The 24,756-nt window shown below is 61.7% G+C and carries 24 protein-coding genes; 13 read left to right on the forward strand and 11 right to left on the reverse strand.

All coding sequences use genetic code 11. From position 1 onward, the window contains the following. The first annotated feature begins 194 nt into the window (after positions 1 to 194). The 5 genes from GKN89_RS11770 to GKN89_RS11790 all read left to right on the forward strand — a co-directional run bounded on the left by GKN89_RS11770 (position 195) and on the right by GKN89_RS11790 (position 5,875). The gene (locus tag GKN89_RS11770) at positions 195 to 1,613 is read left to right on the forward strand and encodes a glutamine synthetase family protein (protein WP_019454836.1); all 1,419 of its coding nucleotides are present in this window, start codon (positions 195 to 197) and stop codon (positions 1,611 to 1,613) included. Positions 1,614 to 1,920: 307 nt separating this feature from the next. Further along, on the forward strand, positions 1,921 to 3,291 hold the full coding sequence (locus GKN89_RS11775) for an APC family permease (protein WP_019454837.1): 1,371 nt from the start codon (positions 1,921 to 1,923) through the stop codon (positions 3,289 to 3,291). Positions 3,292 to 3,382: 91 nt separating this feature from the next. Continuing rightward, a complete protein-coding gene (yddG, locus tag GKN89_RS11780; protein ID WP_154747030.1) occupies positions 3,383 to 4,276 on the forward strand; it encodes an aromatic amino acid DMT transporter YddG in 894 nt (297 codons plus the stop codon). A 73-nt stretch (positions 4,277 to 4,349) separates the two neighbouring features. Further along, a complete protein-coding gene (locus GKN89_RS11785; RefSeq protein ID WP_025160263.1) occupies positions 4,350 to 4,622 on the forward strand; it encodes a hypothetical protein in 273 nt (90 codons plus the stop codon). 374 nt (positions 4,623 to 4,996) lie between these two features. After that, complete coding sequence (locus tag GKN89_RS11790) at positions 4,997 to 5,875, forward strand: nucleoside-specific channel-forming protein Tsx (RefSeq protein ID WP_046898557.1); 879 nt, start codon at positions 4,997 to 4,999, stop codon at positions 5,873 to 5,875. Between the two features lie 54 nt (positions 5,876 to 5,929). Here GKN89_RS11790 and GKN89_RS11795 read toward each other — a convergent pair whose 3' ends face one another. Next, on the reverse strand, positions 5,930 to 6,109 hold the full coding sequence (locus GKN89_RS11795; RefSeq protein WP_025160261.1) for a hypothetical protein: 180 nt from the start codon (positions 6,107 to 6,109) through the stop codon (positions 5,930 to 5,932). 442 nt (positions 6,110 to 6,551) lie between these two features. Here GKN89_RS11795 and GKN89_RS11800 point away from each other — a divergent pair, with 442 nt between their 5' ends. Then, positions 6,552 to 7,058, forward strand: a complete 507-nt coding sequence (locus tag GKN89_RS11800) for an anti-virulence regulator CigR family protein (RefSeq protein ID WP_019454842.1) — start codon at positions 6,552 to 6,554, stop codon at positions 7,056 to 7,058. A gap of 121 nt (positions 7,059 to 7,179) precedes the next feature. Then, positions 7,180 to 7,710, forward strand: a complete 531-nt coding sequence (locus GKN89_RS11805; protein ID WP_154747031.1) for a chorismate mutase — start codon at positions 7,180 to 7,182, stop codon at positions 7,708 to 7,710. A 3-nt stretch (positions 7,711 to 7,713) separates the two neighbouring features. Here the strand turns inward: GKN89_RS11805 and GKN89_RS11810 are convergent, their stop codons facing one another. The 4 genes from GKN89_RS11810 to hutC all read right to left on the reverse strand — a co-directional run bounded on the left by GKN89_RS11810 (position 7,714) and on the right by hutC (position 12,431). Next, positions 7,714 to 9,249, reverse strand: coding sequence for a serine hydrolase (locus GKN89_RS11810; RefSeq protein ID WP_154747032.1), 1,536 nt, complete (start codon positions 9,247 to 9,249; stop codon positions 7,714 to 7,716). A gap of 245 nt (positions 9,250 to 9,494) precedes the next feature. Beyond that, entirely contained in the window at positions 9,495 to 10,298 is an 804-nt protein-coding gene (gene hutG / locus GKN89_RS11815; RefSeq protein ID WP_154747033.1) for an N-formylglutamate deformylase, read from the reverse strand. Further along, positions 10,295 to 11,518, reverse strand: a complete 1,224-nt coding sequence (gene hutI / locus GKN89_RS11820; RefSeq protein WP_154747034.1) for an imidazolonepropionase — start codon at positions 11,516 to 11,518, stop codon at positions 10,295 to 10,297. Before hutI ends, hutG begins: the two co-directional genes overlap by 4 nt. Before the next feature lie 157 nt (positions 11,519 to 11,675). After that, positions 11,676 to 12,431, reverse strand: coding sequence for a histidine utilization repressor (gene hutC, locus GKN89_RS11825; RefSeq protein WP_025160260.1), 756 nt, complete (start codon positions 12,429 to 12,431; stop codon positions 11,676 to 11,678). Between the two features lie 180 nt (positions 12,432 to 12,611). Between hutC and GKN89_RS11830 the strand changes: the two genes are divergently transcribed. The 3 genes from GKN89_RS11830 (at position 12,612) to GKN89_RS11840 (ending at position 15,616) form a co-directional block, all read left to right on the forward strand. Beyond that, the gene (locus tag GKN89_RS11830) at positions 12,612 to 13,982 is read left to right on the forward strand and encodes a formimidoylglutamate deiminase (protein ID WP_019454849.1); all 1,371 of its coding nucleotides are present in this window, start codon (positions 12,612 to 12,614) and stop codon (positions 13,980 to 13,982) included. Continuing rightward, positions 13,982 to 14,545 carry a HutD family protein gene (locus GKN89_RS11835; protein ID WP_063919279.1) on the forward strand — a complete coding sequence of 188 codons (564 nt, stop codon included), beginning with the start codon at positions 13,982 to 13,984 and terminating at the stop codon, positions 14,543 to 14,545. Before GKN89_RS11830 ends, GKN89_RS11835 begins: the two co-directional genes overlap by 1 nt. Positions 14,546 to 14,614: 69 nt before the next feature. After that, on the forward strand, positions 14,615 to 15,616 hold the full coding sequence (locus GKN89_RS11840) for a LacI family DNA-binding transcriptional regulator (protein ID WP_063919280.1): 1,002 nt from the start codon (positions 14,615 to 14,617) through the stop codon (positions 15,614 to 15,616). A 41-nt stretch (positions 15,617 to 15,657) separates the two neighbouring features. Here GKN89_RS11840 and GKN89_RS11845 read toward each other — a convergent pair whose 3' ends face one another. From GKN89_RS11845 to GKN89_RS11865, 5 genes are all read right to left on the reverse strand, one after another. After that, on the reverse strand, positions 15,658 to 17,100 hold the full coding sequence (locus tag GKN89_RS11845) for a glycoside hydrolase family 32 protein (protein ID WP_063919281.1): 1,443 nt from the start codon (positions 17,098 to 17,100) through the stop codon (positions 15,658 to 15,660). Next, on the reverse strand, positions 17,097 to 18,356 hold the full coding sequence (locus GKN89_RS11850) for an MFS transporter (protein WP_063919282.1): 1,260 nt from the start codon (positions 18,354 to 18,356) through the stop codon (positions 17,097 to 17,099). The genes GKN89_RS11845 and GKN89_RS11850 overlap by 4 nt, the downstream gene beginning before the upstream one ends. A 168-nt stretch (positions 18,357 to 18,524) precedes the next feature. Next, the gene (locus GKN89_RS11855) at positions 18,525 to 19,829 is read right to left on the reverse strand and encodes an MFS transporter (RefSeq protein WP_063919283.1); all 1,305 of its coding nucleotides are present in this window, start codon (positions 19,827 to 19,829) and stop codon (positions 18,525 to 18,527) included. Positions 19,830 to 19,919: 90 nt separating this feature from the next. Then, on the reverse strand, positions 19,920 to 20,306 hold the full coding sequence (locus GKN89_RS11860) for a GFA family protein (protein WP_154747035.1): 387 nt from the start codon (positions 20,304 to 20,306) through the stop codon (positions 19,920 to 19,922). Positions 20,307 to 20,389: 83 nt separating this feature from the next. Continuing rightward, on the reverse strand, positions 20,390 to 21,088 hold the full coding sequence (locus GKN89_RS11865; protein ID WP_154747036.1) for a DAPG hydrolase family protein: 699 nt from the start codon (positions 21,086 to 21,088) through the stop codon (positions 20,390 to 20,392). Positions 21,089 to 21,181: 93 nt separating this feature from the next. On the opposite strand from GKN89_RS11865, the gene GKN89_RS11870 reads away from it, so the two are divergent. The 3 genes from GKN89_RS11870 to GKN89_RS11880 all read left to right on the forward strand — a co-directional run bounded on the left by GKN89_RS11870 (position 21,182) and on the right by GKN89_RS11880 (position 24,009). After that, entirely contained in the window at positions 21,182 to 21,847 is a 666-nt protein-coding gene (locus GKN89_RS11870; protein ID WP_154747037.1) for a TetR/AcrR family transcriptional regulator, read from the forward strand. A 60-nt stretch (positions 21,848 to 21,907) separates the two neighbouring features. Then, positions 21,908 to 22,819: a LysR family transcriptional regulator gene (locus GKN89_RS11875; RefSeq protein WP_019454855.1), complete on the forward strand. Its 912-nt coding sequence runs from the start codon at positions 21,908 to 21,910 to the stop codon at positions 22,817 to 22,819. A 167-nt stretch (positions 22,820 to 22,986) separates the two neighbouring features. Further along, positions 22,987 to 24,009, forward strand: a complete 1,023-nt coding sequence (locus tag GKN89_RS11880; protein ID WP_026036133.1) for an alcohol dehydrogenase catalytic domain-containing protein — start codon at positions 22,987 to 22,989, stop codon at positions 24,007 to 24,009. 56 nt (positions 24,010 to 24,065) lie between these two features. Here GKN89_RS11880 and GKN89_RS11885 read toward each other — a convergent pair. Further along, positions 24,066 to 24,756: phosphoenolpyruvate carboxykinase (ATP) (locus GKN89_RS11885; protein WP_154747038.1), on the reverse strand; the 691-nt coding region annotated here is incomplete at its 5' end.

A 24,756-nucleotide genomic window follows, 5' to 3' on the forward strand; every position in this document is an offset into this window, starting at 1 on the left:
TATGAACGACAAGCTGCCATACCGCCTATTTCGTTCAATATTCTATAAATCTAGCAGTCGATTGGCCAATATTCAAACCAAAAGTAACACTTGCAAAACAAATTTGTTTCATCTACGTTTCATTTGTGGGCATTATATTGAACAATGCGGTCAATAAACATCGACGACAGCAAAACACAAACGGCGGGTGAACCATGCAGACCAACATCGTAGAAGTGGAAAACTTTGTTCAGCACAGTGAAGAGAGACGAAGTAGCGCGTTCCAGCGCGAAGTGAAGAAGTACCTGGAACGTTATCCATTAACGCAACATGTCGACGTACTGTTGACCGATCTGAACGGCAGCTTCCGCGGCAAACGCATCCCGGTCGGCGGCCTGAGCAAGCTGGAGAAGGGCTGTTACTTCCCGGCGTCGGTATTTGCGATGGATATTCTCGGCAACGTGGTGGAAGAAGCCGGGCTGGGGCAGGAGCTGGGAGAGCCGGATCACGTGTGCGTGCCGGTGCCGGGCACGTTGACGCCGTCGGCGGCGGATCCGCAATATATTGCGCAGGTGCTGCTCACCATGCTGGATGAAGATGGCACTCCCTTTGACGTTGAACCGCGCAATGTGCTGAACCGAGTGTGGCAGCGTTTGCGTCAGCGCGGGCTCTCCCCCGTGGTAGCGGTAGAGTTGGAGTTCTATCTCATCGATCGTCAGCGCGATGCGGAGGGCTATCTGCAGCCGCCGTGCGCGCCGGGCACCCAAGAGCGCAACACCCAAAGCCAGGTCTATTCCGTCGATAACCTGAACCATTTCGCCGACGTACTGAGCGAGATCGACGAACTGGCGCGTTTGCAGGGCATTCCTGCGGACGGCGCGGTGGCGGAGGCGTCGCCGGGGCAGTTCGAGGTCAATCTGCATCATACCGACGACGTGCTGCAAGCCTGCGACCACGCGCTGGCGCTGAAGCGGCTGGTACGCATGGTGGCCGAGAACCACAACATGCAGGCGACCTTTATGGCCAAGCCTTATGAGGAGCACGCCGGCAGCGGCATGCACGTGCACATCAGCATGCTGAACGCGCAAGGCGACAACGTGCTCGCCGACGACGACGGTGAAGATTCGGCGCTGTTGAAACAGGCGCTGGCGGGCATGATCGCCCTGATGCCGTCCTCGATGGCGCTGCTGGCGCCGAACGTCAACGCGTATCGCCGCTTCCAGCCCGGCATGTATGTGCCGACCCAGGCTTCCTGGGGGCATAACAACCGCACCGTGGCGCTGCGCATTCCCTGCGGCGATCGCGACAACCACCGCGTGGAGTACCGCGTGGCGGGCGCCGACGCCAACCCGTATCTGGTGATGGCGACCATTCTGGCCGGCATCGTTTACGGCCTGGAAACCGCGCTGCCGCTGCCTGAACCGGTGACCGGCAACGGTCTGGAACAGGACGGGCTGCCGTTCCCGATCCGCCAGAGCGACGCGCTGTACGAGTTCGAACACCAGCCGGTGCTCAATGCGCTGCTGGGTGAACGCTTCAGCCACGTCTACCTGGCCTGCAAAACCGATGAGCTGGTGCAGTTTGAGCGCCTGATCACCGAAACCGAAATCGAGTGGATGCTGAAAAACGCCTGATCCCGCTCACCTGGCACTACCGCGCGCGTCCGGCGCATTTCATCGGCTCTCCTGTGGCCGGTGAGGCTGCGCGCTGCGGTACAGAATTTCTTCTATCACGGCGTACAGGACGCCGACGAGGAAATAACCATGACTCAGTCATCCCCATGCGCAGGCGTTTGCCTGTGCCGCAGTGCCTACGGGCCGGTCGCCGGCCGCCCGACAGTGACCCCAAACCGTTTTTCCCGCCGCCTGAACTGCAGTTTCCCCGCGGCCTCTCTGAATCACGTTGCACGATTGACAGCAGAGGACCAAGAGGGGAACTGCCATGACGATTAAAGCCATCGACAGCGGCCCGGCGGGCAAACCGCAGCTGCGCAAATCCCTTAAGCTGTGGCAGGTGGTGATGATGGGCCTGGCCTATCTGACGCCGATGACGGTGTTCGACACCTTCGGCATCGTCTCCGGCCTCACCGACGGCCATGTGCCGACCTCTTATCTGCTGGCGCTGGCCGGCGTGCTGTTCACCGCCATCAGCTACGGCAAACTGGTGCGCCAGTTTCCCACCGCCGGCTCCGCCTACACCTATGCGCAGAAAGCGATCAACCCGCACGTCGGTTTTCTGGTGGGGTGGTCGTCGCTGCTGGATTATCTGTTCCTGCCGATGATCAATACGCTGTTGGCGAAGATTTACCTGACCGCGCTGTTCCCGGAAGTGCCGCCCTGGGTGTGGGTGGTGGGCTTCGTTATCCTGATTACCGCCATCAACCTGAAAAGCGTCAATCTGGTGGCCAACTTCAATACCCTGTTCGTGCTGGCGCAGGTGGCGATCATTCTGGTGTTCATCTATCTGGTGGTGCGCGGCCTGCACAACGGCGAGGGGATGGGCACGGTGTGGAGCCTGCGGCCGTTCCTCAGCGAGAACGCCCACCTGTTGCCGATCATTACCGGCGCCACCATTCTGTGCTTCTCGTTCCTCGGCTTCGATGCGGTCACCACGTTGTGCGAAGAGACGCCCGACGCCGCCAAGGTGATCCCGCGCGCCATCTTCCTGACCGCACTGTACGGCGGGGTGATCTTTATCAGCGTGTCGTTCTTCATTCAGCTGTTTTTCCCGTCCATTCAACGTTTCCACCAGCCCGACGCCGCGCTGCCGGAGATCGCGCTGTACGTCGGCGGCAAGCTGTTCCAGTCGATCTTCCTGTGCGTGACCTTTATCAACACGTTGGCTTCCGGCCTGGCGTCGCACGCCAGCGTGTCGCGCCTGCTGTACGTGATGGGGCGCGATAACGTGTTCCCGGAGAAATTCTTCGGCTATATCCACCCCAAATGGCGCACGCCGGCGCTGAACGTGCTGATGGTCGGGCTGGTGGCGTTGTCGGCGCTGTCGTTCGATCTGGTCACCGCCACGGCGCTGATCAACTTTGGTGCGCTGGTGGCCTTCACCTTCGTCAACCTGTCGGTGATCAGCCACTTCTTTATCCGCGAAGGGCGCAACAAAAGCTGGAAGGATCGCTTCAACTTCCTGTTCCTACCGCTGGTGGGGGCGCTGACGGTGGGGGTGCTGTGGCTGAATCTGGAGAAAAGCTCGCTGACCATGGGGCTTATCTGGGCGACGCTGGGCTTCGGCTATTTGGCCTGGCTGACGCGGCGTTTTCGCCAGCCGCCGCCGCAGCTCGAGCGGCAGCCGCAGCAATAAAATCACAGGCGGGAATTTCCCGCCTTTCTTTTTGGCGCGTGCGGCAGTAGAGTGAAAAACTCGATAAAAAATAACCCATTGGACCTGTCTTATGCCCGCTTTGCCCTCGCGTACCCGCGCCACGCTGTTCGGTTTGTTGGCTATCGTGCTGTGGAGCAGCGTCGTTGGCCTGATCCGCAGCGTCAGCGAAGGGCTGGGGCCGATCGGCGGCGCGGCGATGATCTACAGCGTCAGCGCGGCGTTCTTGCTGGTGGCGCTCGGCGTACCGAAATGGCGCAGCTTTCCTCGGCCTTACCTGATCGTCGGCAGCCTGCTGTTCGTCAGCTACGAGATCTGCCTGTCGCTGTCGCTCGGCTATGCCAATACCCGCCTGCAGGCGATAGAAGTGGGCATGATCAACTACCTGTGGCCCTGTTTCACCGTGCTGATGGCGCTGGCGCTCAACGGGCAACGGGCGAAATGGTGGCTGCTGCCGGGGCTGCTGCTGTCGCTGTTCGGCATCGGTTGGATCATGAGCGGCGAGGGCGGCTGGTCGCCGGCGCAGATGCTGGTCAACGTGCGCAGCAACCCGCTCAGCTACGCGCTGGCGTTCAGCGGCGCGGTGATCTGGGCGCTGTATTGCAACCTGACCAAGAAGATCGCTCAGGGCAGCAACGGCGTGGTGCTGTTTATCGTGCTGACCGCGTTGGCGCTGTGGCTGAAGTACGCCTTCAGCACGGAGAGCGGCATGCAGTTCAACGTCGGGGTGACCGTAACGCTGCTGTGCGCCGGGGTAGCGATGGGCGCGGGGTACGCCGCCTGGAACGTCGGCATTTTGCACGGCAACATGACGCTGTTGGCCACCGTCTCCTATTTTACCCCGGTGCTGTCAGCGGTGTTCGCCGCGCTGGTGTTGCACACCTCGCTGACCGTCAATTTCTGGCAGGGCGTGGCGATGGTCATCCTCGGTTCACTGATCTGTTGGCGGGCAACTCGCGGAAATTAACGGAAATTATCTGCCGTCAGCGCAATGTTGGACTAGAATTTAACTAGCCATGTTGCCTGAAGGAACGACGATGATGAGAAGCGACATTCAATTTATTCAACAACCCGATATCGACGCGCATCACTATGAGCGCGGCGATACCGTGCGCCTGACCACGGCGAATCTGCGGCACGAGTATCAGCTCGATGTGTATATTTTGCGCCGCGACGACAAGCTGATTTACGGTTCGGTCGTCGCGGCGGCGCCCAAGACCGATATTCCGGTCGCCAGCTGGGAGGTCAAAAACGGCGAAGAGGTGGCGTTCCGCCAGGAAAACATCGCCAAGGCGGTGCCGGCGGTGAACTGACTTCGCTGTGCGCGTTTTCCCCCGATTCTGATGAATGCCGACGTTTATGCGTCGGCTTTTTCTTTTCCACGCTGCGATGACGAGCAGGGTGACGCCCTGATGACATTTGGCTCAAAAACTGCGCTAAAAATCGATGTGCATGACAAAAATCACAGCGAATGTGAATTTGCATGAAACATAATTTGACAAATGTGAACGCAATCGATTACCTATTCGCGAAATGCGTAACTGGATCACAGATTCTTACAGTCAGTGGTTTCTATAATGCGCGCGTCATCCGAGTTTCTGTGTGAAGACAACGCCAGGTGTCGGCAGACTCATTGTCATCTTTTCTAAACGGGCAGGAAATGGCCCTTTAAGCATGTGGTAATAAAATGAAAAAAATAGCTCTCGCAGCAGGTGTACTGCTCGCAGCGTCTTACAGTGCATCATCAATGGCTGATAGCAAAGACAGTCAATATGTCTCCGACTGGTGGCACCAGAGCGTTAACGTGGTGGGCAGCTACCACACCCGCTTCGGACCGCAGCTGAACAACGACGTGTATCTCGAATATGAAGCCTTCGCTAAGAAAGACTGGTTCGATTTCTACGGTTACGTTGACGTGCCGAAATTCTTCGGCGTGGGCAACACGCCGGATCGCGGCATCTGGAACAAAGGTTCGCCGCTGTTTATGGAGATCGAACCGCGCTTCTCCATCGACAAGCTGACCGGCACCGATCTGAGCTTCGGTCCGTTCAAAGAGTGGTACTTCGCCAACAACTACATCTATGACCTGGGCCATAACGCCGACGGCCGTCAGAACACCTGGTACATGGGTCTGGGCACCGATATCGACACCGGCCTGCCGATGAGCCTGTCGATGAACATCTATGCCAAATACCAGTGGGAAAACTACCAGGCTGCCAATGAGAACAGCTGGGACGGTTACCGCTTCAAGGTGAAGTACTTCGTGCCGCTGACCCAGGTGTGGGGCGGCAACCTGAGCTACATCGGCTTCACCAACTTCGACTTCGGCTCCGATCTGGGCAAGGACAGTGGTAACGCGATCAACGGCAAACAGGTGCGCACCGGCAACTCGATCGCCTCCAGCCACATTTTGGCGCTGAACTACGATCACTGGCACTATTCTTTCGTGGCGCGTTATTTCCATAACGGCGGCCAGTGGCAGGATGGCGCGGATATCGGTACGCCGCAGGGCCCGATCAAGTCTACCGGTTGGGGTTATTACCTCGTGGTTGGCTATAACTTCTGATTTTCCGTGTTATCAGAAACAGAAAACCCCGCCTGGCGGGGTTTTTTTTCGTCATCACTGGGCTTGTTCAACCGGGAGATGCTTCACCGGCATAAACAGCCTGCCTTTGATCACGTGACATTCATTATTTATCCAACTAATGATTTGTTCACGGCTGACGCCTTCCGACTGCGCATAACGATGAAGATCGCCGTTAAAGTGCCGAGTGATGTATTCCATGAGGGTCATTTGCACGTCTCTTGCTCCTGAACGCCCACCCGTTGCCAGCCTGGCCACCGCGGGAGGTTGAGGTTTCTCAGACAGCGAATGTAAATTATCGGCAACTAAATCTCAACATAAAGCACCACATTGGTGCGGCGGAAAGGGTAAAAAGAGTCCCGCACGGAGAGGCGGGAAGTGTTCGCTATTATCATTATGGATGATAAGAATAAGATTTGAGGTGCGACGAAAAAGAGCACGTTAACTCTTTCTTGTTACTCTGCCAAATTAACGAAAGGCTTATTTTTCTTCAAGAAAAATCCGAAGTTGATTTCGGAATTTTCGAGGGATTTTGCGTCAGAGCAAGCTTTGGACGCGATCGCCGTAAAACCGCACCGCCATCTCGGAGTTTTCCTTATACTTTGTCTGGAAAAGGCCAACTATAGTAAACAGAGTCACCCATGCAGGAATACATAACATGAACAAAGGTCGTACGACGCTTACGGTGTTAGCGCTGATTGCATCGCTGGGGTTGTCATCCGCACCGGCTTTGGCCGACAAAGGCGGTAACGGCAACGGTAACGGCCATGGCAACAGCGGTAACAACGGTAACCATGGCAATAACGGTAATCACGGCAATAATGGCAATCACGGTAACAAAGGCAATAAAGACCAATACGATAACGGCGTCTATCGCAACGACAACAATCTGATCACCGTCACCCTCTCGCGCGATCGCGCCCGTTCGCTGGCGCACAACCATGGGCTGACCGGCTACCGTTCGTTGCCGCCGGGCATCGCCAAGAATCTGGCGCGCGGCAAGCCGCTGCCGCCGGGCATCGCCAAAAAAGTGGTGCCGTACTCGATGCTGCGTGAACTGCCGCAGTACCCGGGTTATGAGTGGCGTATCGCCGGCGATGATCTGGTGCTGGTTGCGCTCAGCACCGCGATTGTGGCTTCCGTGATCAATGGCGTGTTCAACTAACGCCTGTGGAGCATGATCAGGCCTCGCTGCGGCGGGGCCTTTTTATTTGCCAGCGTCGGGCTGACGTGGTGAACTTTGTGCCTGACGTTTTCACTGCATGACATGATGATAAGGAGATGCCATGTTCAGGGCGTTGTTGATAGCCTGTTGTTTGACCAGTTTTCCGGCGTTGGCGGACGGCACCGCCGCTCTCGGCGAGCTGGTGAACCAACGTTTGTCGCTGATGAAAGACGTCGCCGGTTACAAGGCGCAGCAGCATTTGCCGATCGAAGACCTGGCGCAAGAGACGAAGGTGTTGGCCAGCGCGCAGGAGGAGGCGGGGCGTTTGGGGCTGGAGCCGGCGTCGGTGCGGCCTTTTATCGCCGCGCAGATGGATGCCGCCAAGGCGATTCAGTACCGCTATCGTGCTGACTGGCTGGCGAGCCCGGAAACCGGTTGGCAACCGCGCCCGTTGGCTCAGGTGCGCGCGCAGATCGCGCAGCTGAGCAGCCAGATACTGCAGCGTCTGGCGCAGCGGCTGCGCGCCGGCCCACTCGACGAGGCGGATCGGGCGGCGTTTATGGCGTCCGTGGATCAGATGAATCTCAGTGCCGCCGACAAACGGCGGCTGGCGGATGCGCTGTTGGCGGTCAAAGCCGCGCGCGCACGCTGAGCGTCAGTCGCGGCCGACGGTGCTGCGACGGAAGGTCAGCATTCGGCTGCGGTTGGCGATGAGATCCACGTTGTAACCGCGGAAATAGAGGCAAAAGCGTTTCAACCACGGGCCGTCCTGGCACTCGACCAGCATGCGCCCCTGGCCCAACGGGCTGAGCGTGCCGGTCTGTGCCGCCGGGCCGACGCCGATATGCACCCGATCGCCGCAAATTTCAAAGGCGGTACGATAGTGCGGGTGATACCACAGCCCCTGCACATGCTTCAGGCAGTCGCCGTTGGCCGTCACCGGCAGGAAACGGCGTGCCACGTGGCCGACCTCGCCCTCGACCGCTTCGCCGGTCCACTTCAATTTGATTGGCATATGGGCGGACAGCGACACCGCATAGCCGTCCTCGCCCTGATACAGCGGTTCGCCGCTGCCCAGATAGGCCAGGTTGCCGTCTTTGACCTCCAGCCAGTGCGGCTCGGCCAGCGTGGCGTAGAGGCCATCGGGGATCGCCGCGCTGCGCTGTGGCAAAGGTTCGCCCAGCAGCGTCGCCATCACCTGTAAGACCATACCGAAGCTGTCGCAGTCTTCGCGGTTGGCCACCAGCGCCACGCCGGCCTGGCGATCGGGCGCCAGCAGGAAATAGGTTTTGTAACCGGCGTGGGAGCCGCCGTGGCCCAGCAAGCGGCGGCGGCCCAGCGGCGTCTGCGCCAGCCCCAGGCCATAGGCGCTGAGCTGGCCCTGATTGAGGCGGCGCGGTGCGCTGAGTTGCGCCAGCACGCCCTGGCCGGGCCCTTCGTCGGCCAGCAGCGTCTGCAGCCAGCGGGTGAGGGCGTTGACGCTGCCGGTCAGGCTGCCGGAGGCGGAAAGGTGCAGGCCGGCACTGGCGTGCTGCCAGCCCTGCGGCGCCCGCCAGTAACCCGGCACCAGCCCCGGCACCACGTCGAACCAGCTTTCCGGCGCCCGCATTTGCACCTGCAGCGGTTGGGCGATACGCTGTTGCACCAGCTGGTCGAAATCAAACCCCTTGCTGCGCAGCGCCGCTTCCAGCAGCCGATAGCCGGTATTGCTGTAGGCGATCTCGCTGCCGGCTTCATAGTTCAGCTTTTCCAGCCCCTCGACAAACTGCATCACCGGCTGCGCCTCGCTGACGGCGTGCAGCGATATGCCGAGCAAGCCGAGCGTTTCGCGCACGTCGGGCAGGCCGCCGGTCATGTCCAGTGCCTGGCCGACGGTGACGTCCGCCAACGCGGGCTGCAGAGCGGGCAACAGCTCACCCAGACGCTGCTCCAGCTGAATGGCGCGATCGGTGGCGTTCAGCGCCAGCGCGGCGAAGATGTGCTTGGTCACTGAGGCATAACGCACCACGCTGTCGGCGGTGAAGGGCGTATTTTGCGCCAGATCGGCCAGGCCGGCGCAGGCGGTGGCGCGGAGTTGTTCGGCGTCAAACAGGGTGATGGCGCCGCCGGGTTCACCACGCCGTTGCCAGCCGGCCAACAGTTGTTCGGCGACGGCGCCGGCAGCGCGCCAGTTTAACGGTGTTACAGACATAGGGCCTCCAGAGTGATGGTTCGAAACGGGCCAGCTCGGCCACACGCCGCCCGGTGCTGGTGAAGAGCGCGGGCTTTTCGGCTGATTGTGGCGCAGTGCGTTTTTCGTCGGCCGCTGTTTTGTGCGCTGTTTAGACCAGTTAGCGAGGAATCACGCGAAACTTTGATATAGAGCGCAGATTGCTGGCGGCGTTGCGGTTAAGGCGGGAGAAAAACAGGCGCCCTGCGGCGCCTGTAAAAGGGGGATTAATTCAGTCTGGCCGCGCCGTCCAACAGGCTTTCAATCATCTGCTTGAGCAGACGCTGCAGCGAGGCGGCGCGCTGCGGTTCAAACGCGTAAGGATACTGTTCGGACATGTAGTTCACCTGCGCCAGTTCAAGCTGGATCGCATGCTGTTGCTGCTGCGGCTGACCGTAGGCGCGGGTGATGTAACCGCCCTTGAAACGGCCGTTCAGTACGTGGGTGTACTGTTGTTGTTGCTCACAGCAAGCGACCAGTCGATCGCTCAGCGCCTGAGCGCAGCTTTCGCCGCCGTTGGTGCCGAGGTTGAGATCCGGCAGCTGGCCGTCGAACAGCCGCGGGATCACCGAGGCGATGGAGTGCGCGTCGAACAGCAGCGCATAGCCGTGCCGCGCTTTGAGGCGTGCCAGCTCGTTTTGCAGCTGCTGATGGTAAGGCTGCCAAATCTGCTGCAGATAGCCGGCGCGTTCTTCGTCCGTCGGCGCTTGGCCCGGCAGGAAACTTGGGTGGCCGTCGAACAGCACGTCGGGATACAGACCAGTGGTGGCGGTGGTGTACAGCGGCTTGTCGTCCGCCGGACGGTTCAGGTCGATGACGAAGCGCGAATAGTTGCCGACCAGTATGCTGGCACCCATTGCCCGGGCGAAATCGTACAGCTGCGGAATGTGCCAGTCGGTATCGGGCAGCGGTCGGGCGTCGTCGGTCAGCCCGGCCTCGACCGCCGGCGTGAGTTGCGTACCGGCGTGCGGGATGCTGATCAGCAGCGGCAGGCTGCCGGTCTGGAAGCTAAAAGGATCGCGAATGGTCATTGACGTACTTCTCCTCGGAAAATCACCGTACAGGGCAGCTGACCGCCCAACCAATAAGCCAGTTCCGCCGGCCGCGACAGCGGCCAGTGAACGAAGTCGGCTACCTTGCCGGTTTCCAGCGTGCCATGGCTGTGTTGCAGCCCCAGCGCTTTGGCGGCGTGGGTAGTGACGCCCGCCAGCGCTTCTTCCGGCGTCAGGCGGAACAGCGTGCAGGCCATGTTGATCATCAGGCGCAGCGACAGCGCCGGCGAGGTGCCGGGGTTGGCGTCGCTGGCGATCGCCATCGGCACGCGGTGCTGGCGGAACAGCTCCACCGGCGGGCACTGGGTTTCGCGCAGCAGGTAATAGGCGCCGGGCAGCAGCACCGCTACGGTGCCGGCGTCGCCCATGGCGCGGGCGTCTTGTTCGGTGGCGTATTCGAGGTGGTCGGCGGAGAGCGCGTGATGGCGCGCCGCCAGCGTGCTGCCGCCGAGCGCGGAAAGCTGCTCGGCGTGCAGTTTGACCGGCAGACCGGCGGCTTCGGCGGCGGCGAAGACGCGCTCCACCTGCGCCGGGGAGAACGCCAGATGTTCGCAGAAGGCGTCAACCGCATCCGCCAGGCCGGCGGCCGCGGCCTGAGGAATGATGGTGTCGCAGACCAGATCGATATAGTCGTCGGCGCGGTTGGCGTACTCCGGCGGCAGCGCATGGGCCGCCAGACAGGTGGTTTTCACCTCGACCGGCAGCAGCTCGCCCAATTTGCGCGCCACCCGCAGCATTTTCAGTTCACTTTCCGGGCTGAGGCCGTAGCCGGATTTGATCTCCACGCAGGTAACGCCTTCCGCCAGCAGCGGCCGCAGGCGGAACAGCGCCTGCTCCAGCAGCTGCGCTTCGTCGGCTTCGCGGGTGGCTTTGACGGTGGAGATGATGCCGCCGCCCTGCGCGGCGATGTCGGCGTAGCTTACGCCGTTCAACCGCTGTTCGAACTCGCCGCTGCGGTTGCCGCCGAACACCAGGTGCGTGTGGCAGTCGACAAAGCCGGGGGTGATGATGCCGCCGTCGAATTTCACCGTTTCGTCCGCGATCAGGCCTGGCGGCAGCGCCGCATGTTCGCCAATCCAGACGATCTTGCCGTCGCGCACGGCGATCGCGCCGTCGGTCAGGGTGTGATAGTTGCCGTCGCGCATGGTGACGATATCGGCGCCGTGCCACAGGCTGTCACAGTGAATCTCAGACGTCATTGCTTTCCTCCGCCGGAGCCGCAGCTCCCACATGGTTGTATATACAATTAAAAACAACCTAACGCATTCACCGGGATGTCACAAGAGGCGGGCGAGATTTTGTTATCAGGATGTGATCGACAGCGGAGATGCGGGCGCAGGGCGCGCCCGCCGGGGTTCAGACTTCGCTGGTGAAGCGGCCGAACAGCTGATAGCGGCTGCCGGGGTACAGCAATCGCGCCGAGGTCACCACGGTTTTACCGGACCAGGTGCGGCGGTGGATCAGCAGGCCGGGTTCGTGATCCTCCAGCTGCAGCAGCTCGCGCTCGCGCCGGGTAGGGATCACCGCTTCGACGATGTGTTCGCCGGCGGTCAGCGGCGCGGCCTGGGTCAGGTAGGTGTAAGGGGTGACGCGGTCGAAATCCTGTTTAAGGTAATCCGGTGCCACCAGCGGGTTGACGCAGCGGTCTTCCACCTGCACCGGCACGTCGTTTTCGTAATGCACAATCTGCGAATAGAACAGCCGCTGGCCGGGCTGAATGCCCAGCGCCGTCGCTTCTTCATCGCTGGCCGCCCGGGCCTTCAGTTCGAGGATTTTGCTGCTGTGGCGATGGCCGCGCGCGGCGATCTCGTCGGCGATGTTGTGCACTTCCAGCAGCGCGGTATGCGCCTTGGCTTCGGCGACGAAGGTGCCGACGCCCTGCATGCGGATCAAAAAACCTTCGCTGGTCAGCTCGCGCAGCGCGCGGTTGATGGTCATGCGGCTGACGCCCAGTTCCGCCACCAGTTCACTTTCGGAGGGCACGCGCTGGTGCGGTTGCCAATGCCCCGCACGAATTTGATTCACGATCGCCTGTTTGACCCGTTGGTAGATCGGGGCGGGGGCATCGCTCATTGCAGCCGCCAGTTGTAACACGGTCTGTTGTTCAGCCACGACGTTAACCTCGTCAAATAAAAAAATAATAACACCAGTTTACTGTTGATGTCGGCGTATGTATATGTATATACAACTAGGAGCCGTCGCGCCAGAAACTTGCCGACGACCGACAAAAATTCCTGAATGCGCGCCATCGCCGCGCCTCATTCACCGTTACACCAACAGTGGAATACTGCCATGCCTGCTTATTTTGCCCCACGCGCTTTGCTCCCTGAGGGCTGGGCGCATAACGTCCGGCTGGACGTCGATGCGCAAGGTTATCTGACTCAAGTCACCGCCAACGCAGAACCGCAAGGCTGCACCCGGCTGCACGGCGACGCGGTACCGGGGATGCCGAACCTGCACTCGCACGCTTTCCAGCGCGCGATGGCCGGGCTGGCGGAAGTGGCGGGCAACCCGCAGGACAGCTTCTGGACCTGGCGCGATTTGATGTATCGCCTGGTGCAGCGCCTGACGCCGGAACAGGTGGAGGTGGTCGCCCGTCAACTGTATATCGAAATGCTCAAGGGCGGATACACCCAGGTGGCCGAATTCCACTACCTGCATCACGACGCCGACGGCAAGCCTTACGCCGATCGCGGTGAGATGACCGGGCGCCTCAGCGCGGCCGCGCATCAGGCCGGCATCGGCATGACGATGCTGCCGGTGCTTTACAGCTACGCCGGTTTCGGCGCGCAGCCGGCGCAGCCGGGGCAGAAACGTTTTATCCAGGATACCGAAGGCTATCTGCAACAGCAGCAGGTGATTGCCCGCCAGCTGGCGGATCGCCCGCTGCAGAATCAGGGGCTGTGTTTCCACTCGCTGCGCGCGGTGGAGCTCGGCCAGATGCAGCAGATTTTGGCCGCGTCGGATCGCACCTTGCCGGTGCATATTCATATCGCCGAACAGCAAAAAGAGGTGAATGACTGCCTGGCGTGGAGCGGGCAGCGCCCGGTGGCCTGGCTGTATGACCATCTGCCGGTGGATCAGCGCTGGTGCCTGGTGCACGCCACTCATCTGGATCGCAGCGAGTTGGAAGCGTTGGCGCGCAGCCGCGCGGTGGCCGGCCTGTGCCCGACCACCGAAGCCAACCTCGGCGACGGCATTTTCCCCGGCGACGCCTATCTGCAGCAGGAGGGGCGCTGGGGCATCGGTTCCGATAGCCATGTTTCGCTCAACGTGGTGGAAGAGCTGCGCTGGTTTGAATACGGCCAGCGGCTGCGCGATCAGCGCCGCAACCGCCTGACCACGCCGCAGCAGCCGGCGGTGGGCGATGTGCTGTACCACCAGGCCTTGCAGGGCGGCGCGCAGGCGTGCGGCGCGCCGATCGGCCGATTGCAGAGCGGTTATCGCGCCGACTGGCTGGTGCTGGACGGCGACGATCCGTATCTGGCGGCGGCGCCTGACGCCTCAATCCTCAACCGCTGGCTGTTCGCCGGCGGCAAGGAACAAATTCGCGATGTGTTCGTCGGCGGCCGACAGGTGATCGAGCAGGGGCGGCATGCGTTGCAGCAGCAGAGCGGCGCCGAGTTCCTGCAGGTGTTGAAAACCTTCCAGCAGGAGGCGTAATGAGCCTGAACCGTTTCAACTTCGCCGCGTTGCCGGTCAGCCCATGGCGCAACGGCGGCGGGGAAACCCGTGAAATCGTCAGCTGGCCGCCGGGCGAGCAGAATTTCGACTGGCGCGCCAGCATCGCCACCATCGCGCAGGATGGGCCGTTTTCCGCCTTTGCGGGCATCGACCGTTCGATTACGCTGCTGGAAGGCGACGGCGTGCGGTTGTACAGCGCCGGGCATATCGATCATCAGCTGGCGCAGGTTGGGGAGCCGTTCGCATTCTCGGGCGACGTGGCGCTGGAGGCGACGCTGCTGGGCGGCGCCAGTCAGGATTTCAACATCATGACGCGCCGCGGCCGGCAGGCGGCCGAGGTGCGGCGCAGCACGGCGCCCGTCACCCTGTCACCCAACCGGGCGGGCGTGCTGTATGTGCTGAGCGGGGTCTGGTCGCTGCCGGGGGGCGGCGAATTGAGCGCGCGCGAGGGCGTCTGGTGGGCGGCGCAGGCGGCGAGCGGCGAGGTGAAGCCGTTGACGGCCGACGGCGCTATCCTGTGGGCGAACATCACAGCCTGCTAACGCAAGGTAGAGTCCTGCGCCCGGTTATGGGATTATTCACTTTTCCCCATTAATCATAAAGAAGGGCGCATGGCTTCGCTGAAAGACGTCGCAAAACTTGCCGGAGTCTCGCTGATGACGGTGTCCCGCGCCATCAATGAACCCGGCAAGCTGCGGCCGGAAACCTACCGCCGCGTCAAACAGGCTATCGACCAGTTGGACTACGTGCCGGATCTGTCGGCGCGGCGTATTCGCGGTGACGGAAATCGCGTGCAGACGCTCGGCGTGCTGGCGCTGGACACCGCCACGACGCCGTTCTCGGTGGAAATGATCCTGTCGATTGAGAAAACCGCCCGCGAGCGAGGCTGGAACAGCTTCGTCGTCAACCTGTTCGCCGACGACAACGCCGAACAGACCGTCGATCTGCTGCTGGCGCATCGTCCGGATGGGGTGATATTCACCACGATGGGGCTGCGCGAGGTGACATTGCCGGCCAAACTGCTGGACAAAAAGCTGGTGCTGGCCAACTGCGTTAGCCCGACGCATGCGATCGCCAGCTATATTCCTGATGACGAGCAAGGACAGTATGACGCCACGCGCGCGCTGATCGCCAAAGGCTATCGCGCGCCACTGTGCATTCATTTACCGGCGGATACGCTGGCGGCGGGCCTGCGCCGTCGCGGTCTGGAACGCGCCTGGCGCGAAGCGGGGCGCGATGTTGAACAGCTGCGGCAGTATCATCTCGATCTGAGCGGCGGCGACCAAAGCTATCGCGACTGCGTCGCGCTGCTGGAGCGGCATTTCTCTGCAGGAAGGCGCGATTGCGATGTCGTGGTGTGCGGGAACGATCGGATAGCCTTTCTGGTGTATCAGGTATTGCTGGCGCAAGGATGGCACATACCGCAACAGGTAGCGGTGCTGGGTTACGACAATATGGTCGGCACCGGCGAGCTGTTCCTGCCGGCATTGACGACGGTGCAGCTGCCGCATTACGAGCTGGGCCGCCTTGCGGCGCTGCATGTGATTGAGCAGCGGGAGCAGCGTGAGACGGTGAAAGTGCCTTGCCCACTGTTGGAGCGTGGTTCGCTGTAAGCGCACCGGATGCGTCGCTGTGCGCCCGGTGCTTATTCCCATTATCCCCAGATGCTTGCCAACTGCCATCCCGTGATGGGCTCGAACTCTGCCCGGCCGCCTTCGGCGAACAGGCTGGGGCGGCGATCGCCCTCCGTCGGATAAATTCGGCTGGTCAGGCAGGCTTGCCCCTGATTGACGAAGATCTCCAGCGATGAGCGGTCAATGAAGATCCGTAGCGACAGGGTCTCACCTTCTGGCAGCGGCACGCTGCGGCAGGTGCACAGGGCGCGGTTTTCATGAAAACGTTCCAGCACCAGCCGGTGCGCCTGATTGTCGACGAACAGCCGCGCCGCACTCCCGATGGCCAGCCCGTAACGCTCGGCGTCGTTGTCGGCCGGTCTCAACGTCAGGATGAGCTCCTGCACGTCGTCCGCCAGCGGCAGATGCTGATTGGTCAGCGTCTGTGCCAAAAAGATGTGCGATTCTCGACGCAGCGCCGTCAGTTCACGCGCCGGGTTCATGCTGACGCTGCCGTCGGCGGCCAGCGTCAGCTCACGCGGCAGGGTGAGGGCACCGGCCCAACGGTGCGCTTTGCTGGGCATTGGGGATTCCCACATATCCATCCAGGCAAGCAGCAGCCGACGGCCGTCGGCGGCGGTGAAGGTCTGCGGCGCATAGAAATCGTGGCCGGCATCCAACTCGCAGAAGGGTTGGGTCACCCTAAAGTCGCTGTCAGGCCGCCAGTGGCCGAGCAGATAGCCGCTCTGGAAGCGATTGCGGTAGCGGTAGCCCTGTGCCGCCAGTCCCTGCGGGGAAAACAACAACAGGTGTTGTTCCCCCAGCGGGAAGAAATCCGGGCATTCCCACATATACCCTTGATGCGCCGCCTGCGCACCGGCCAGCACCCGATCGAAGCACCAGGCGCGCAGATCTGCAGAACGGTACAGGCGCACCTGGCCCAGGCCGTTTTCTTTGGCACCGATCACCAGCCACCATTCGCCGTTCTCGCGCCAGACTTTCGGATCGCGGAAATGCTGAATGCCGTCCGGCGGGGCCAGCACGGGCCCGTGCTTGACGAAGCGTATGCCATCTTCGCTGGTGGCCAGACATTGCACTTCCCGCACCTGGCTGTCGTCGCCGGGCTCGCCCAGCCACACGTGGCCGGTATAAATCAGCGTCAGCACGCCATTGTCATCCACGGCGCAGCCGGAAAAGCAACCGTCTTTGTCATAGGGCGCATCGGGCGCCAGGGCGATGGGCTGGTGCTGCCAGCGGATCAGATCGCGGCTGGTCGCGTGCCCCCAGTGCATGGGGCCCCAGTGCTCGCTATAGGGGTGATGCTGGAAGAAGGCATGATAGACGCCGTCAATACAGATCAGGCCGTTGGGATCGTTGATCCAGCCGGCGGGCGGCGCGAGATGGAACTGCGGGTAGTATTCGTCTCGGCGCTCTGCGCGCAGGGCTTCGACCGCATGGTCGGCTTGAGCTAAGGCAGTGTTCATTGGACAGACTCACTTGATTTAATGGCGGATTGAAAGGGGGTTGCGCTGGCGGAACGTTCGCCGCGCAGCAGGAAACAGGAGACAAGCGTCGTGGCGGCGACCGCGCACCCCATCAGCAGATAGGTGTCGGCAAAGCCGATGCGGTCATAACCGTAGCCCGCCAGTGGCGACAGGAAGCTGGCCATCACCTGGGTGATGAACTGAAAGCCCACCAGGTAAAGCGTTGAGGAGAGGCGACTGTCGAAGCGGCTGGCGATGTATTTGAAGATAGCGATCAGCAGGATAGGCAACTCCACGGCGTGCAGCAGTTTCATGGCAGAGATCATCAATGCGCCGCTGACCAAGCCTGAGCCGAACATGCGCAGCGCCATCACGCCACCGGCCAGCAACAGCCCCTGTTTGGCGCCGATGCGGTTCACCAGCAGCGGCGCCAGGAACATGCCGCCGGCTTCGAGGAAGACCTGCAGCGAGTTGAGGAAGCCGTACATCTCGTTGCCCTGTTCGCGAGAAGCGAACTGCGAAGCGAAGTAGACCGAAAATTGCTGATCGAAAACGTTGTACACGCTGATACCGAGCACAAACACCACCAGCGCCCAGAAGCCCGGCATACGCAGCAGCGCCAGCGCATCCTGCAGCCGCAGATTTTCCGGTTTGCCGAACGCCAGGCCGGCCATCGCGTTCGGCTTCAGCTCGCGCACCTGGCTGAGCAGCAACAGGAATACTATGGCGGCGGCGGAGGCCAGCCAGAAATTGATGTTCGGATCGATATTGAAGATAAAACCGGCCAAAAAGGTGGCGCTGGCCCAGCCGAGCGATCCCCACATGCGGGCGCGGCCGAATTCGAAACCGCTGATGCGGCTGACTCGCTCGGTATAAGATTCCAGCGCGCCGATGCCGGCGAAGAAGGTGGCGCCGATAAATACCCCGCCGACCAGCGCGCCGAGCGGCAGGCTGCTGGCCAGCAGCGGAGCGTATACGTAGATAAAAAACGGGCCGGTCAGCAACAGCATCACGCCGAGAAACTGCAGCAGGTGCTTGCGCAGCCCAAGTTTGTCCTGAATAAACCCGTACAGCGGCTGTGCGCACAGCGCCACCAACGAGATAGCGGAGAAGATCAGGCCGGTTTCGGCGCCTTTCAGGCCGATCTTCTGATTCAGCCACAGCGAGATCAGCGAAAAGCTGGAAGACCAGGTGAAGAAAAAGAAGAACAGCAGGCCGCTGAGCAGCACGTAATATTTTTTAGTTTCGCGGTTCATGGGTAGGGCCCCGGTGAGTGAAGTTAGCTCTATTGTTAACGTTAACTCGCAAAGGGATGAAGCTAGCAGATATCACGCGTGCGATGTTAATCACAAAAGTTAACGTTAACATTTCGGCGTTGTGATCGAGGTCACGAGTTGGCAAGGGGGCGATGTGCCCCCGAAGGATTAACGATCGTTCAGCGAGCGCAGATGGTCGTCGCGGCGCAGCGTCATCAGCGCAAACAGGCTGACCACCGAGGTGGCGACCACGTAGTAGGCGGGAATGTCGATATTGCCGGTCTGCTTGATGAGACCGGTGATAATCAGCCCGGCCGAGCCGGAAAACACCGCATTGGACAGCGAGTAAGCCAGCCCCAGACCGGTATAGCGCACCCGAGTCGGGAACATCTCCGCCAGCATCGCCGGGCCGGGGCCGGCCAGCAGCCCGACCACCGCACCGGCGATCAGCACCGCCAGCCCTTTGACCCACAGTGAGCTCTGCGCATCCTGCAACAGATGCAGCAGCGGGAAGGTGAACAGGATCACTGCCGCCACCGCCGTCAGCATCACCGTTTTACGCCCCAGCCTGTCGCTGATGATGCCCGCCGGCAGGATGGTCAGGGCGAAGCCGACGTTGGCCAGCACCGTCGCCACCAGCGCTTGCTGGAAGGTGGCGTGCAGCGAGGTTTGCAAATAGGAAGGCATGACCACTAGGAAGGTATAACCGGCGGCTGACCAGCCCATCATGCGACCGATGCCGATCAGAATGGTTTTCACCACGCCGCTCAGTTTCGCTTCCTGCGGTGTGGCGGCCTGTTCCACGCGTTGCTGCGCCTGGGTGAACGTGGGTGTCTCCTCGAGCTTGAGCCGCAGCCACAGCGCCACGGCGCCCATCGGCAGCGCCAGCAAGAACGGAATGCGCCAACCCCAGTCATGCAGCTGCTGCGCGCTGAGCAGCGCGGCCAGCAGCGCCACCAGTCCGGCGCCGGCCAACAGGCCGAGCGCGACGGTCAGCGATTGCCAGGCGCCGAACAGCCCGCGCTTGCCCTTGGGAGCAAACTCGGTCATCAGCGACACCGCGCCGCCGAATTCGCCGCCGGCGAACAGCCCCTGAAACATGCGCAGCAGCGTCAGCAGCAGCGGGGCTGCGACGCCGATAGAGGCGTAGGTCGGCATGACGCCGATCAGCGCGGTGGCCAGCGTCATCAACAGCAGTACCGCAATCAGCGTCGGCCGGCGGCCGATGCGATCGCCGATGCGGCCGAAGATCACCGCGCCGATCGGTCGGCAGAAAAACGCCAGCGCAAAGGCGGCGTAGGTGAGGATCAGGCTGGTGATTTCATTTTCACCCTGCAGGGTGAAAAAATTGGCGGCGATAACGGTGGCCAGGAAGCCATATACGCCGAACTCATACCATTCGATAAAGTTGCCGACCGAGCCGGCCAGCAATGCCTGACGCGAGCGGCGCGCGTCGAGAGTCTGTTGATTCATCCCCGTTCCCATACTTTTGAATTATTGTTCGTCTGTTCTAAATTTATACGACAAAACAATCAATTGATTTCAGCGGGAACTGTGAGGCACTCAGCGCATGCCGTCGATGCGCCACCATCCGGGGCACACATCGGCGAAAGCATGTGATACCGGGCGCAGCTCCGGCAGATCGGCGAGGTCGAAGCTGCCGGTGGCCAGCGCCACCGTCGGTTCGTCGTCTACCGCTCCCAGCGTGCTGCCGCAGCGCGGGCAAAAGGCGCGGCTGGAGTAGGGGGAGGAGCGGTACAGCGCGGGCATGCCGCCAGGGCCGTTCCACTCGACGGCCTGACGCGGGAATTCGACCCAGCACAGCGTTGGCGCGCCGGAGTGGCGGCGGCAAAAATCGCAGGAACAGCTGTGCGGGTTGCCTGGCAGGCCGTGTGCCTGAAAGCGAATATGTCCGCACAGGCAGCCGCCGCTATAGCGTAGATTTTGCATGATTTCTCCGTCATCAGCACGGGGGAAACGATGAAAATCACTATAGCCATATCGCGAAAAAATAACAGGCCTCCACAGGGCGATTACCAGAGCAACGGCGCCGGCTCGCGGCCATTTTCGGCGTAGTACAGCGAGGGCAGGAACTGCGCTAAATAGCTGAACTCGTTGTAGCAGTGGCGCATCAGGTTAAACCCGATGTCGTCCGCCAGTTCGTCGTGGGCGTTGGCGCAGGCTTTACCCAGCAGGAAGCGGCTGCGCAGTACGCACCCATAGGGCGTATCGCGCACCAGATGCAGCATTTCGCCGTCGCAGGGATCGCCGTTGTCATCCAGCGCCACCTGATCGCCGAAGCCGATGCGCGCGCAAACGGCGGCGGAGAGCGCCTGCGCGTCACGCGCCTGGCGCAGCGGCTGCTGCGCGAAGAAGTCCTCGGCGGCGTGAAACTTGAGGCGCGCCGCGACCGGCGGCAGCTCCGCCAGCCATTCGACCGCTTCGATGCTGGCGCCGACGTAGCTTTCCCCTTTTTTCCAGTGGCGATCCCAGCCGCGATGTTCGACGTGATCGTGCGGGTGCCACCAGTTGATGTGCTGGGTGCTCTCGAAGAAGGTGAACCACCAGTCCAGCATGCGCCCTTTACAACCGTGCAGATCGGTTCGAACCGCTACGGTGAGCAGGCCGTCGGCGCTGCGGCTCAGCCCCATTTCCAGCCGCAGCGGCTCGGGCCTGAGCAACTCGTTGATATCGTTGACGCCCCAGGGCGCCAGCAGGGAAGGATGTGTCATAATGGGTTCCTGTTTTATTTTGGAAACGATATGCGTTTCCAAAATAAGGCTATGCCGTTATGCTGAGTCTGTCAACGCTTGTGAGGAACAAATATGGCGAACCCGAATGAAGAACCGCTGCGCGCTCGTGGCCGGCCGGCCACGCCGGAAACGGCGCTGCGCGCCGCGCTGACGCAGGCGACGCTGGCGCTGCTGCTCGACGGCGGATACGCCGCGGCAACGGTGGATGCGGTGGCGAAACGCGCTGGAGTGGCTAAAAAAACCCTGTATCGCTTTGCCGCCAATCGCGATGAGCTGGTGGCGCAGGCGGTGAGCGGCTGGACCGAGGCGTTTCAGCCGGCCTTCGCACAGGATGCCGGGCGGCGGGAAGCGGTAGCGCCGCTGTTGGAAACGGGACTGAAGGCGGTGGCGCAGCAGGTGCTGAGCGCCGAAGCGGTGGGCATGTTTCGGCTGCTGCAGAGCGATTTCCCGGGGCGTGAGGCGCTGCTGGACAGCTACCTGCGCAACGGCATTCAGCGCGGGCGGTCGACGGTGGCGGATTGGCTGCGGCGCCAGCAGCAATACGGCTGGTTGCTTGCGCGCGACTGGGCGCAAACCAGCGACCTGTTGCTGGCGATGACCATCGCCGAACCGCTGCGCCAGATGACGTTGGGGCTGCTGCCGCCGGGCAGCGCGATCGACGAACGCATCGCGGCGGCGGTGGCGCTGGTGATGCCGGGGTTGCTGCGCGGCGAAAACGCGGAGTGCGCCACATTGTGAGCCGTATTCATCTGTGGCATGTTGATTGTTCAGTCCATATCACTTTTTCGCGATGCCCACATGAATGCTGCTTACCCGTTCAAGCAGGGCGATCTGTTCGCCTTGACCGTTTTTCTGGCTGTTGCCACCCATCGCAGCTTTCACGCGGCGGCAGTGGAGCTGGAGGTGACGCCGTCGGCGGTCAGCCACTCGATAAAAAACCTGGAACAGCGGCTTGGGGTGAGGCTGTTCAACCGCACCACGCGCAGCGTGGCGCCGACCGAGGCGGGTGAGCGTTTGGCGGCGCAGTTGCGCCCGGCGCTGTCGTCTATTTCGCAGGCGCTGCATGAAGTGGATGAATGGCGCGCCACGCCGAGCGGCACCGTGCGCATCAACGCCAGCGAAGGGGCGGTCAGGCTGGTATTGCGTCCGTTGCTGGCCGATTTCCTGCGCGAGTACCCCCATATCCATCTGGACATCGTTTGCGACGGCAAGCTGAGCGATATCGTCGCCGAGGGGTTTGATGTCGGCATTCGGCTGGCGGAAGCCGTGCCGCAGGACATGATCGCGATGCGCGTCAGCCCGCCCGTGCGTTTCGCCGCCATCGCCGCACCCGGCTATTTCGCCGTCCATGGGCGCCCGGCGACGCCACAGGATTTGCTGCGTCATAACTGCATCCGTTTTCGCTTCGACAGCGGCACGATTTATCGTTGGGAATTTGAACGCGATGGCCTGAGCGAGTCGATCGGCGTCACCGGCGCGTTGACGCTGACCGATCAACCCCTGATGGTGGAGGCCGCCATCGATGGTATCGGCATCGCTTTCGTTCCCGAACATTTGGCGCTAGAGGCGTTGCACGACGGGCGACTGGAACGGGTGCTGGAGGCGTGGTGTCCGGCTTATCCGGGGCTGTGTCTCTACTACTCCGGCCATCGCCACGTTTCGGGCGCGCTGAAGGCGTTGATCGAGTATCTGCGCGCGGCGCAGTCCTGATGCGTGCTTCTTTCGGTTACGCCAATTAGTGAGCCGCCTTCATCTCGACAGTGAGGTTCGCTTGCATTGTTGCGGCGTGGGGCCTGCCTTACGCTCATGAGGAGACGCCGGGCAATCGTCCGGAACCCGCACCACAATGCAGCGAGGAATCGATGATGGATAAGAAGATGAAAGCGGTAGTTATGACCGGCGCCAACCGTCCCTGGGAAATCAGACAGGTGCCGATGCCCCGCGCAGAACCGGGGCAGGTTCTGGTCAAAGTACACGCCTCGGGCATGTGCTACACCGACGTGTGGGCGACGCAAGGATACGGCGGCGATATTTACCCGCAAACGCCGGGTCATGAAGTGGTGGGGGAAGTGGTCGAGGTGGGCGCCGGCGTGCATACGCGGCAGATCGGCGATCGCGTCGGCACCACCTGGGTGCAATCGGCCTGCGGCCGCTGCCCGTACTGCCGCGAAAATCGGCCGCTGACGGGGCAAACGGCGATGAACTGCCCGGCGCCGCGCACCACCGGTTTTGCCGCCCAGGGCGGCCACGCCGAGTATATCGCCATCGCCGCGGAAGGCACGGTGTTACTGCCGGACGGGCTGTCTTATATCGACGCCGCGCCAATGATGTGTGCGGGGTATACCACCTGGAGCGGCCTGCGCGACGCGGCGCCGTTGCCGCATGAAACGGTCGCGGTGTTGGGTATCGGCGGGCTGGGGCATGTCGCGCTGCAGCTGTCGAAAGCCTGCGGTTTCGATACCGTTGCCATCACTCATTCGCCGGACAAGCACGCGCTGGCGAAGCAGTTGGGCGCCGATCGCATCGTCGCCTCCGGCAAGGCGCTGCGGGAGAGCGGCGGCGCGGATATTCTGCTGGTGACCACCAATGACTTCGACTCCGCGCAGGAAGCGATGAACGGCTTGCGGGTTGATGGCCGAGTGGTGTTGTGCGGGCTGGACTTCAGCAAGCCGTTCGCTATCTCTTCGGAAGGGGTGCCGTTCCATATGATGCGTCAGCGGGTGATCGGGTCGACCCATGGCGGGCAGCACTACCTGAGTGAGGTGCTGAACCTGGCGGCGAAAGGCAAAGTGAAGCCGATTGTCGAGACGTTTGCGCTGGAACAAGCCCAGGAGGCTTATGAACGGCTTGCCTCCGGCAACATGCGTTTCCGCGGTGTCTTCGTGCCATCGGCGGCGTGAGAAAAGGGCCGAGAATTCGGCCCTTGATGGCAGGGCGCCGCGGCGCCCTGCTTCTGTTACAGCTTCGGCCCGGCGTTCACCAGTTTTTCGCCCGCCTGGGTGACGGTGTATTTAGCGAAGTTGTCGATAAAGCGCTGTGCAAGATCCTGCGCCTTCTCCCGCCACAGCGATTCGTCGGCGTAGGTTTTGCGCGGATCGAGGATGGACGGATCGACGCCCGGCAGCGCGGTCGGCACTTCCAGCCCGAAGATCGGCAGCGTGAAGGTCTCGGCCTGTTCAATGTCGCCATTCAGAATGGCGTCGATGATGCCGCGCGTATCTTTGATCGAAATGCGCTTGCCGCTGCCGTTCCAGCCGGTGTTCACCAGGTAAGCCTGGGCGCCGGCGGCCTCCATGCGTTTCACCAGCACTTCGGCGTACTGCGTCGGGTGCAGCGTCAGGAACGCGGCGCCGAAGCAGGCGGAGAAGGTTGGCGTCGGCGCGGTGATGCCGCGTTCGGTGCCGGCCAGCTTGGCGGTGAAGCCGGACAGGAAGTGATATTGGGTCTGTTCCGGCGTCAGGCGTGACACCGGCGGCAGTACGCCGAAGGCGTCGGCGGTCAGGAAGATGATCTTGCGCGCATGGCCGGCCTTGGATACCGGCTTGACGATGTTCTCGATGTGATAAATCGGGTAGGAGACGCGGGTGTTCTCGGTTTTGCTGGCGTCGTCGAAGTCGATGCTGCCGTCGGCCAGCACGGTGACGTTT

It is taken from the genome of Serratia sp. YC16, from assembly GCF_009707615.1.
Lineage (GTDB): Bacteria > Pseudomonadota > Gammaproteobacteria > Enterobacterales > Enterobacteriaceae > Serratia > Serratia surfactantfaciens.

Bases quoted from the DNA above. Each gene is read 5' to 3' on its own strand.
- GKN89_RS11770 (WP_019454836.1), top strand. From the start codon at position 195: ATGCAGACCAACATCGTAGAAGTGGAAAACTTTGTTCAGCACAGTGAA.
- GKN89_RS11775 (WP_019454837.1), top strand. From the start codon at position 1,921: ATGACGATTAAAGCCATCGACAGCGGCCCGGCGGGCAAACCGCAGCTG.
- yddG (WP_154747030.1), top strand. From the start codon at position 3,383: ATGCCCGCTTTGCCCTCGCGTACCCGCGCCACGCTGTTCGGTTTGTTG.
- GKN89_RS11785 (WP_025160263.1), top strand. From the start codon at position 4,350: ATGAGAAGCGACATTCAATTTATTCAACAACCCGATATCGACGCGCAT.
- GKN89_RS11790 (WP_046898557.1), top strand. From the start codon at position 4,997: ATGAAAAAAATAGCTCTCGCAGCAGGTGTACTGCTCGCAGCGTCTTAC.
- GKN89_RS11800 (WP_019454842.1), top strand. From the start codon at position 6,552: ATGAACAAAGGTCGTACGACGCTTACGGTGTTAGCGCTGATTGCATCG.
- GKN89_RS11805 (WP_154747031.1), top strand. From the start codon at position 7,180: ATGTTCAGGGCGTTGTTGATAGCCTGTTGTTTGACCAGTTTTCCGGCG.
- GKN89_RS11810 (WP_154747032.1), bottom strand. From the start codon at position 9,249: ATGTCTGTAACACCGTTAAACTGGCGCGCTGCCGGCGCCGTCGCCGAA.
- hutG (WP_154747033.1), bottom strand. From the start codon at position 10,298: ATGACCATTCGCGATCCTTTTAGCTTCCAGACCGGCAGCCTGCCGCTG.
- hutI (WP_154747034.1), bottom strand. From the start codon at position 11,518: ATGACGTCTGAGATTCACTGTGACAGCCTGTGGCACGGCGCCGATATC.
- GKN89_RS11830 (WP_019454849.1), top strand. From the start codon at position 12,612: ATGCCTGCTTATTTTGCCCCACGCGCTTTGCTCCCTGAGGGCTGGGCG.
- GKN89_RS11835 (WP_063919279.1), top strand. From the start codon at position 13,982: ATGAGCCTGAACCGTTTCAACTTCGCCGCGTTGCCGGTCAGCCCATGG.
- GKN89_RS11840 (WP_063919280.1), top strand. From the start codon at position 14,615: ATGGCTTCGCTGAAAGACGTCGCAAAACTTGCCGGAGTCTCGCTGATG.
- GKN89_RS11845 (WP_063919281.1), bottom strand. From the start codon at position 17,100: ATGAACACTGCCTTAGCTCAAGCCGACCATGCGGTCGAAGCCCTGCGC.
- GKN89_RS11850 (WP_063919282.1), bottom strand. From the start codon at position 18,356: ATGAACCGCGAAACTAAAAAATATTACGTGCTGCTCAGCGGCCTGCTG.
- GKN89_RS11855 (WP_063919283.1), bottom strand. From the start codon at position 19,829: ATGAATCAACAGACTCTCGACGCGCGCCGCTCGCGTCAGGCATTGCTG.
- GKN89_RS11860 (WP_154747035.1), bottom strand. From the start codon at position 20,306: ATGCAAAATCTACGCTATAGCGGCGGCTGCCTGTGCGGACATATTCGC.
- GKN89_RS11865 (WP_154747036.1), bottom strand. From the start codon at position 21,088: ATGACACATCCTTCCCTGCTGGCGCCCTGGGGCGTCAACGATATCAAC.
- GKN89_RS11870 (WP_154747037.1), top strand. From the start codon at position 21,182: ATGGCGAACCCGAATGAAGAACCGCTGCGCGCTCGTGGCCGGCCGGCC.
- GKN89_RS11875 (WP_019454855.1), top strand. From the start codon at position 21,908: ATGAATGCTGCTTACCCGTTCAAGCAGGGCGATCTGTTCGCCTTGACC.
- GKN89_RS11880 (WP_026036133.1), top strand. From the start codon at position 22,987: ATGAAAGCGGTAGTTATGACCGGCGCCAACCGTCCCTGGGAAATCAGA.